General features: G+C 32.7%; 9 protein-coding genes. 4 read left to right on the top strand and 5 right to left on the bottom strand.

What is annotated here, in order from left to right; genetic code table 11:
* Positions 1-266: 266 nt before the first annotated feature.
* Positions 267-1,328, top strand: a complete 1,062-nt coding sequence (locus tag CR532_RS04455; protein WP_108729588.1) for a protelomerase family protein — start codon at positions 267-269, stop codon at positions 1,326-1,328.
* A 91-nt stretch (positions 1,329-1,419) separates the two neighbouring features.
* Here the strand turns inward: CR532_RS04455 and CR532_RS05380 are convergent, their stop codons facing one another.
* The 5 genes from CR532_RS05380 to arcA are packed head-to-tail and all read right to left on the bottom strand — an operon-like array spanning position 1,420 to position 6,257.
* Entirely contained in the window at positions 1,420-1,575 is a 156-nt protein-coding gene (locus tag CR532_RS05380; protein WP_159076632.1) for a hypothetical protein, read from the bottom strand.
* A gap of 14 nt (positions 1,576-1,589) precedes the next feature.
* On the bottom strand, positions 1,590-2,537 hold the full coding sequence (gene arcC, locus CR532_RS04450) for a carbamate kinase (protein WP_108729587.1): 948 nt from the start codon (positions 2,535-2,537) through the stop codon (positions 1,590-1,592).
* Positions 2,538-2,552: 15 nt separating this feature from the next.
* The gene (locus CR532_RS04445; protein ID WP_108729586.1) at positions 2,553-3,965 is read right to left on the bottom strand and encodes a YfcC family protein; all 1,413 of its coding nucleotides are present in this window, start codon (positions 3,963-3,965) and stop codon (positions 2,553-2,555) included.
* A gap of 52 nt (positions 3,966-4,017) precedes the next feature.
* Complete coding sequence (gene argF / locus CR532_RS04440; RefSeq protein ID WP_108729585.1) at positions 4,018-5,001, bottom strand: ornithine carbamoyltransferase; 984 nt, start codon at positions 4,999-5,001, stop codon at positions 4,018-4,020.
* A 26-nt stretch (positions 5,002-5,027) separates the two neighbouring features.
* Positions 5,028-6,257, bottom strand: a complete 1,230-nt coding sequence (gene arcA / locus CR532_RS04435; RefSeq protein ID WP_108729584.1) for an arginine deiminase — start codon at positions 6,255-6,257, stop codon at positions 5,028-5,030.
* 130 nt (positions 6,258-6,387) lie between these two features.
* Between arcA and CR532_RS04430 the strand changes: the two genes are divergently transcribed.
* The 3 genes from CR532_RS04430 to CR532_RS04420 are packed head-to-tail and all read left to right on the top strand — an operon-like array spanning position 6,388 to position 9,105.
* Positions 6,388-7,953, top strand: coding sequence for a hypothetical protein (locus tag CR532_RS04430; protein WP_108729583.1), 1,566 nt, complete (start codon positions 6,388-6,390; stop codon positions 7,951-7,953).
* Positions 7,954-7,959: 6 nt separating this feature from the next.
* Entirely contained in the window at positions 7,960-8,550 is a 591-nt protein-coding gene (locus tag CR532_RS04425) for a ribonuclease H family protein (protein ID WP_108729582.1), read from the top strand.
* 24 nt (positions 8,551-8,574) lie between these two features.
* The gene (locus CR532_RS04420; RefSeq protein ID WP_108729581.1) at positions 8,575-9,105 is read left to right on the top strand and encodes a hypothetical protein; all 531 of its coding nucleotides are present in this window, start codon (positions 8,575-8,577) and stop codon (positions 9,103-9,105) included.
* Positions 9,106-9,129: the final 24 nt, after the last annotated feature.

The following is a 9,129-nucleotide window of genomic DNA, read 5'->3' as shown; positions in this document are numbered from 1 at the left end:
TTACAACTTATCTGTATATTATTTATAATTACTTGCTATTATATTATTAAGATGTATTCCTAACTACTCATCTACTTATTATTAATCCCTTATTATTCCTACCTCTTAGCTTACTTACTCTAATTACTTGCTTTTGTCCCATAATCTGCCTGTTTGTATACTTTTATGTATCTTGCCTCAGTTATTGAAAAATCATAACTTAAACCTAAAACCTTTCTTGCTTATTTACAACTTAACCTCAGTTTGATATAATTAATTTAACTCTTATGCCCAAATTACTGGCTTTAAAACCAATTTTACTCTTAAGGGATTATTTTAAAACATCCCTTAAGAAAATTACTAGGGGGCTTAATTTGGCTAATATTACTAATGGAACAGAAATTTCAAATCTTGATATTTTTATCAATAAAATAATCGATGAAATTAGTTCTCTTGATAATTATTTAAGTTCACATATTATTGACGAGAAAACTTACAAGCTCAGGCTTAATGGGCGTGCAAAATCTTTCATGCAAAACCTCAAAACTAATTCTTACTACACTCCTAATTACATTAGTAAAATAATTACTAAAGTACGGCATAAGATCAGGGAGCTGGATGTGGCGCATCCTATGCTTAAATACTTCAAGCTCACTCGTGACGAGTACAAGCAAATTGCTTATGAGAATTCTCTAAAAACTAAAGAAAAAAATACATACAAGAAATCATTTAACAAATCCGAATTCCTCACTCTTACAGAAGAACTCCTACAATCTAACAGGTTTGAGCTTCTATACATGGGTCTACTACTTGCATCTGGTAGGCGTAGCTTGGAAATAATTGCTGGACAGTTTATAAATAACCATGACAGTGATACTATCTCTTTTAAAGGTCAGCTTAAGACCAGAAATATTAAAAGATTTAATACTCCTTACAGTATTCCTTTAACAGTTGATAAACAATTATTTCTTGAGGCTTACAATAAACTAGTAGATACTAATCAATATAAAGACTTAAGAGATAGATGGGAAGACAACGAGCTTAAAGACACTAGCATTAATACCTTACTTAGGCATGAGCTTGCCAAGCTCTTTGAAGGTGAGTTCCTGCTTTCAGATTTCAGAGCTATTTATACAGCAATCATATTAAAGCGGGAGGGGTATTTTAATGACAATTGGGGCGCAAAGGAGATATATCCAAGGGTTGCTGAGATTCTAGGACATGTTGATGATGAATCGGCTTCTGTAAGTTATAGAGATTTTAAGCTTACTAACTCCCCTACCATTGCAAACATTAAGGTCAAGATTAACTACATCATTTTTTGTGAATACACTATACCATATCATTGATATCATATATCTACCCGCCCTCTCAACGGTTCTAATAAATCTCCATTAAAATTATCATCATTGAAGCCTTACCACATCAACAAGAACCCTATCAAAACCAGCACCAAAGGAGCATCCCAAAATTAACACACAGAGCAGTCTCAAACACCAACAGCCACAATAATTCTACCACCACCCCCTTGCCACTATGATACCAGCTGCCCCCGGCTCCAACAGCTCCAACAGCATTAACTCTTCGCTTAACCATCTAACAATTATCCTTCAATCTTTAATAATAGTTCCCCCACACCCGCTTATCCCTTCACTTAAGTTATCAAGAGACGTAATAATTGCTACTCGTCCGAGACTAGATCTTACAAACTCAACACTTGCTTGTACCTTAGGTAACATAGAACCAGCTGCGAAATGTCCCTCACTTACATATCTAGCTATCTCATGTGTACTAACTTTACCTAGTAAAATTTCATCTGCCCTTCCAAAATTAATAGCAACATTCCCAACAGAAGTAAGGATAACCAACATATCAGCATCTATATCCCGAGCCAACTTTGCTGATGCATAATCTTTATCAATTACTGCATTTACTCCCTTAATGCTCCCGCTCAAGTCTCTAACAACAGGTACCCCGCCTCCTCCGCATGCAATAACTATAAAATTACTACTAATTAAATTCTTTATACCCGCAATCTCTATAATTTCAACAGGTTTAGGCGAAGCAACCATTCTCCTATATCCTCTTCCACTATCTTCTCTTAAAATATATCCCTTAGTCCTCTCAAGTTCTAAAGCTGTAGATTTATCATAAAATGGTCCAATTGGTTTACTGGGCTCTCTAAATGCTACATCTCCGTTATCTACTAAAACTTGAGTAACAATTACGGCGACATGTCTACTAATACCCCTAGTACTAAATTCATTCCTTAATGCCTGCTCAATATGATACCCTATCATACCTTGACTCATCGCACCACACACATCAAAAGGCATAGCAGGAGTCTCAGCTCTACATAATTCATTCTGAAGAACTATCCTCCCAACTTGTGGACCATTCCCATGACTAATAACTATTTCATGACCAAATTCTACCAGATCAACAATTCCCCTAACACTCTTACTGATAAACTCTAATTGCCTCTCAGCTGTAGCTTCGCCACTACTGCTCTCTAGCGCATTTCCTCCTAGGCATATAACAATCCTTTTCTTCTGCATTTCTAAATATCCTCCTTAATATAAGTAAACATTAGCCATTATAACTAAAACACAAATCACAAACTCAATAATAAATAATGGCATGACAAACCTAAACCAACTTCCATACCCTATTCGGGCAATTCCCAACACAGCCATTATAACTCCTGTAGGTGTTACCAAATTAATAAGTCCAGATCCTGTCTGCATCGCAATAACAACAGACGATCTAGGCATTTCTAAAAAGTCAGACAAAGGCGCCATTATTGACATCGTGAGACTCGCATGTCCAGATGATGAAGGGACAATAAATCCTATCAATACTTGAACAATCTCGTTTAAAACGATAAAAAGCCCTTTTGGTAGTCCATATAAAAATTCAGCCGCAGCATTTAAAATTGTAGCAGTAATAAGTCCATCATCAGCCACGATCATAACACCTCTAGCTATTCCAATAAGAAGAGCAGCTGTCATCATGTCTTTAGTACCCTCTACAAACGCATTCCACATCTGAGATTCGCTCATCTTACAGATAAACGCAGATATAATAGCAGTGCCAAGATATAACATCGTCATTTCCTGCATCCACCAGCCAAGCTGGATAATACTATAAGTTAAAAACAAAATCATCAACGCATATAAAAGTAAAACTATCTTACGTCCATTAGTAAATTCAGGGATACTTGTACCATTACCTACGCTATCTCTAATGAAAAAATTATAATGCTCTTCTCTTTGTGAATAAACTAGAGATTTTCTAGGATCATTCTTTACACGAACGGCATAAATCAAAACATATATTATTGCAACCAAAACAGATATTACATATAGGATAATACGGAAATAAAATCCTTCCCTTAAATCAATTCCAGCTATTGCTGAAGCAATACCTGTTGCGAACGGGTTAACAGTAGAAGCCATAGTTCCGACTCCTGCTCCCAATGCTATAATTGAAACAGCTACAATTCCATCATAGCCTAAGGCTAATACCAAAGGAATCATAATAAGATAAAATGGAAGAGTTTCCTCGCACATCCCAGTAGTAGTTCCACCTATAGAGAAAATAAACATCATCAATGGTATAAGAAATTTATCCTTATTCCCCAGTTTTTTAATTGCTGCTGCTATTCCTGCATCAATAGCACCTGTTTTTAAAATTATCCCATAAGCTCCACCAACAATTAAAACAAACACAATAACCTCGACAGCATGCTCCATGCCTTTAGCCATTGAAGTTAAAACAGTAATAATACCATCCAAAAATCCCCGAGGAGCCCTTTCTACCGTATGATAAGTTCCAGCTACAACAACTTCTCTCAAACTACCATTAACCTCTCTCATCTCCTTAGAAAATTCACCAGCAGGAAGTACATAAGTCAATATAGTCATAACCACTATTAAAGAAAATATTATTGTAAAGCTACTTGGCATTTTAATTTTTTTAACCATGTTATTCTCCTAATACATCTTATATTTTCCCAATTTAATAATTAAATAATTATTATCCCAAAGTCCCAACCATTACAGCCTTAATAGTATGTAACCTATTCTCAGCCTCATCAAACACAACAGACTGATCACTTTCAAAAACATCATCTGTAACCTCAATACCCTCAAGACCATACTTCTCAAATATTTCTTTACCAACCACTGTATTCAAATCATGAAAAGCTGGTAAACAATGCATAAATATAGCATCTTTCTTTGCTAACCTCATAAGTTCACTATTAACTTGATACGGCCTTAAAAGTTTTATTCGCTCATCCCAATTAGTCTCGCCCATAGACACCCAAACATCAGTATAAATAACATCAACATTTCCAACTACCTCTTCAATAGAACTAGAAATAGTGATATTGCCTCCGCTCTTATCCGCTAGCGTCCTTATCTTAACTACCAATTCTGGATCCGGAAAAAGCTCCCTTGGGGCGAATATTCTAAAATCCATTCCCATAATAGCACATCCTTCCATTAAAGAACTAGCAACATTATTTCTGCCATCGCCACAAAATACCATACTCGAAGTTTTTAAACATCCTTTATGTTCTTCAATAGTCATAAAATCAGCAAGTACTTGTGTCGGATGAGATAAATCTGTTAGCCCATTATAGACTGGAACATTAGAATATCGAGCCAGCTCCTCAACTGCCTGCTGAGAAAATCCCCTAAATTCAATAGCATCATACATCCTCCCCAATACTCGAGCAGTATCAGCAACAGACTCCTTTTTTCCTATTTGGCTACCTGTTGGACCTAAATAAGTAACATTAGCTCCTTGATCATACGCGGCAACTTCAAATGCACATCTTGTTCTCGTTGAATCCTTCTCAAAAATTATAGCTATATTCTTTCCCTTAAGCTTCTGCTCTTCAACTCCTAAATACTTAGAGTTTTTTAACTTATGAGACAAGTCAAGTAAATATCTAATATCTTTCTGAGTAAAATCTAGCAACCTTAAAAAACTCCTGTTTCGTAAATTATACATAATCCTTTCCTCCTTAATTTTTTAAGTTAAATATCTTCCCTTATTAAAGGCATCGACATACATCTCGGACCTCCTCTTCCTCGTGAAAGCTCGCTAGAAGGTATCCTATAAACTTTAATTCCAAACTCTTCAAGTAGTCTATTAGTTACATGATTTCTAGAATAAACTATAACCTCTCCTGGTGCTATTGCTAAAGTATTAGCGCCATCATTCCACTGCTCCCTTGCGCCATGAATCAAATCTCCCCCAGCACAATTTATTATATTAACCTTATATCCAAGGTAGAAACCTAAAATATCCTCTAATTTTGCTCTCTCACTCTTAACCTTAATACATCCAGAATTGGAATCATAAGTTAAAGCATAAAGTGTAAACTTCATATCATCACTACTAAAACTTGTAAAAGTATTATGATCTATTTGGGTAAAAACTGTATCTAAATGCATATAAGTCCTACTTTGTGGAATTTGAAAAGCTAAAATAGTGTTAAAAGATATTTTCTCTTCAAAAAGTTTTCGAGCCACTTTTTCAACGGATTCAGCCTCGGTTCTCTCAGAAACACCAATAGCTAAAATATTTCGACTTAAAACTAATTCATCTCCACCTTCCAATGTAGTATCTTCATCTCTAGAGTACCATATAGGAACATTTTTTTTATAAATAGGATGGTAATTGAAAATATACTCTGCAAATATTGTTTCCCGACGCCTAGTTCTGGTTCGCATTCTATTTATTGTTACCCCATTACCAACACTCGCAAAAGGATCCCTTGTAAAGAGCACATTAGGCATAGGATCAGTGATTAATGGATATTCACTATTGACTAAGTAATTAAGAGAATCAGATTTATAACTTTTAAGCTCAGCTCTTGTAACTCCAGCTATCATCTTTGAAATCATATCCTTAATAGGCATATTATAAAAATAATCTTTTAAAGCCTTAGTCTTATTCTCAGTTCTAATTCCTGACTCAAGAATAAACTGAGATATAAATTTATCTTTAATCTGATCACAAGCAGAAATGGTTTCACTAATTAAATCCTCAATATAGACAACTTCAACTCCATTACTTCTTAAGGTACTCGCAAAAGAATCATGTTCTTGTCTCGCAACTTCTAAATAAGGAATATCATCAAATAGTAACCTCTTCATAATTGAAGGAGTCAAATTCTCTAATTCTTCTCCCGGCCTATGCAATAAAACTTTCTTCAAACGACCTATTTCTGAAAATACATTTATTGGCTTTAAGCATTGCATAACAAAAACTCCTTTATAAAAATTTAATTCACTTACATACTAAATCTTAAACAATAAAAAATCAACATAATTTAAATTATTTAAAAAATAAACAAAAATAATATTTAATTAAATATGCTAAAATACTAAAATGAAATATTTTAAATATATGCTAAGCCTAATAAGTTGTCATTTACTATGTTCTTGTGCTTTATTCAGTAATAACAAACAACAAAATAACAACATTTCTACTATTTTGCTAACACACCATTCCCCATCCAAACATGCCCTTATAACTAATACGGCATATACTCAATATCATATACCATTAAATAAAATTGATAAAATATTACAAGAAACAGAAGATCCACATTTATTAAAAACAATAGCAATAGATTTAAAAATAAGTCCTCAAAAACTAGAAGAAATACAAAACTATCTACTCGCTTACAAAAGACACTTAAACGATACACAAGAATGGAAACGATTTCTTGAACAAAGCAATTCAAATGGATATTTCATCATCAAAGTTAACACAAGCTTCCGAAAAAAATCTGATGACATGCAATTAAATTCAATCAATAGAAGATTAACAGAGTTAATTGAAGCACGAATGTATTTAGAAAAAGAAATTTTAGCATCACTAGAACAAATATTTTATACAAAAACCATGGGATACATACAATTTGAGAATATAGAGTCCTTTTTCCCTCAAGAAAATAGAACAAATTATTCTGTAAATAAAGATATAATCAATGGAAGAGAATACATATCTCCTCACATAGTAGCAAATCAATTATTAAAAATTAAAGATAAACAATATTTCAATCGCTTTATGCTTTTTTTGAAAATAGAAAATAACAAAATAAAAGACATACTTCAAAAACAAAAAATTGCTGATGACAACAATAATTCATATCCCTCGGCAAACCACCACAACTTAATCCCTAATATCATAGATCCAGAAACCCGCATAGAAATAACACCACAGAAACTAAGATCCATTTTGTCAAATGGGGACATAATACTAATAAAACCAAAAATAGATTGGACCGAATTCTTCTATTTTTGGCAACATACAGGAATATTTGACGCTGAAAAATATGACAACACAAAAAAAATTGCATTTAACGGAGAAGACAGTTTTGACATAAAATCAGTAATAACAAGTAATCAAATTAAATTCGACACTGCTTCTGTGCAAGGCTCAGGTTACGAAAAACTATCAACTTATATACAAGCAAGAATACTAAAAATATTATCACCCATGACAGATAATAGAACTATTCAGAAGGCAATGAATTTTGCAAGAAACAGGTATATTGATAATAACTTCGGTTACATGGTACCATTATTGTCTTCTAATATGTGGGCTGATTCATTCAACCTTGAAGAGATTCACCATAAAACTTACTGTTCATTAGTAGTTGACAGGATATACAGAGTGGCAGGCCTTAATATATCGAGAAACTATGAAATATCTGGTATAGTAACCCCTGGTGAAATAAACGCAGCTGCATATGATTTTTACATGTCATACACAATAGCAGGAATATTCCCTAGTATGCTCCCACAAAGAGTAATTAAACCAACTCTTAAAGAAAAGTTTATAGGATATAATAAAGAAATAACAGATGCAATAGAAATAGGACGTTCAAATGATAAAATCTTTGGCAGGTCATGTAACATAACTAATTTTTGGTGTCTAGGGAGTTGATTCAATATGAAAAAATACTATGCATGCATATTGGGCAATAAAAATGAAAAAATTATTTTTACATCTTGGGAAGACTGTAAAAGCAAGCTTATAGGGCAAAAAAATAAAATAAAAAGCTTCAAAACAAGAGAAGAAGCAGAAAATTGGCTCTTAAGAGATTCAAAAACTAGTGTCTATCCTACAGGAATCTACTTCGATGCTGGAACCGGAAGAGGTAGAGGTGTAGAAATTAGAGTTGTTAACGAAAAAGGAGTATCCATAATCAATAAAATAATAGACCAAAGCTTAATTAATGAACATAATAATTATTATGTTCAAGATTTTGATGGAATTAGCAATAATTATGGAGAATTACTTGGACTCTATATTGCACTCAAAATAGCATTAAAAGAAGATATAAAAAATATATTTGGAGATAGCAAACTAGTAATTGATTATTGGTCTAAGGGATTTTACAATAAAAACTTAAAAAAACCTACTATTAACTTAATTAAAAATGTAACTCTCTTAAGAAACAGCTTTGAAAAACAAGATGGACAAATACTATTTATACCAGGAGATAATAATATTGCAGATCTTGGTTTTCATAAAAGATGAATTAATAATTTACAAAGCGGATCTATGAAGATAAAAAATATAGATATTATTAAAACACTATGGATCATATTACTTATCATTGCATGTACTACGGTAGAACTTACAAAAGAATACAAAACAAGCTTTGAAATAATAGAATCTCATGCACAGTATATTAGCATAGATAATATTGAGGCAACAAACAAATATATTTATATTGAATTTACAAACAAAAGTTCTGACATTGTGAAAATAAACTGGCAACATACAAATTTAAATTCTAAAAATATTGTCACAACAGAAGATGATATTAAACTAATAAATAATCCAAAGGACTATTACAATAAATATAAAGAATTTTTTATTGGGCCTGAAACTTCTCAAAAGTTTACAATTTATTTGCTAGGCAAATCTGATCGAAGCTCACAAAGTTCAATCAACAAATCGGAAATATACAATGATTCATATACTAAAATCCAATATCCAGCTATGCTAAAACTTAACATAGTCAAAACAAACATTAACACAAATAAAACTATTGACATCTTAATATTACGAACTCCAAAATCTTACTAAACTGCAAACCTCTATAAACAATAC

The organism is Candidatus Borreliella tachyglossi, from assembly GCF_003076595.1.
Classification (GTDB): Bacteria; Spirochaetota; Spirochaetia; order Borreliales; family Borreliaceae; genus Borrelia; species Borrelia tachyglossi.
The sequence above is the reverse complement of the archived record's forward strand: the minus strand, read 5'-3'. Positions and strand labels throughout refer to the sequence as shown.

Bases quoted from the DNA above. Each gene is read 5' to 3' on its own strand.
- CR532_RS04455 (WP_108729588.1), top strand. From the start codon at position 267: ATGCCCAAATTACTGGCTTTAAAACCAATTTTACTCTTAAGGGATTAT.
- CR532_RS05380 (WP_159076632.1), bottom strand. From the start codon at position 1,575: ATGGTTAAGCGAAGAGTTAATGCTGTTGGAGCTGTTGGAGCCGGGGGC.
- arcC (WP_108729587.1), bottom strand. From the start codon at position 2,537: ATGCAGAAGAAAAGGATTGTTATATGCCTAGGAGGAAATGCGCTAGAG.
- CR532_RS04445 (WP_108729586.1), bottom strand. From the start codon at position 3,965: ATGGTTAAAAAAATTAAAATGCCAAGTAGCTTTACAATAATATTTTCT.
- argF (WP_108729585.1), bottom strand. From the start codon at position 5,001: ATGTATAATTTACGAAACAGGAGTTTTTTAAGGTTGCTAGATTTTACT.
- arcA (WP_108729584.1), bottom strand. From the start codon at position 6,257: ATGCAATGCTTAAAGCCAATAAATGTATTTTCAGAAATAGGTCGTTTG.
- CR532_RS04430 (WP_108729583.1), top strand. From the start codon at position 6,388: ATGAAATATTTTAAATATATGCTAAGCCTAATAAGTTGTCATTTACTA.
- CR532_RS04425 (WP_108729582.1), top strand. From the start codon at position 7,960: ATGAAAAAATACTATGCATGCATATTGGGCAATAAAAATGAAAAAATT.
- CR532_RS04420 (WP_108729581.1), top strand. From the start codon at position 8,575: ATGAAGATAAAAAATATAGATATTATTAAAACACTATGGATCATATTA.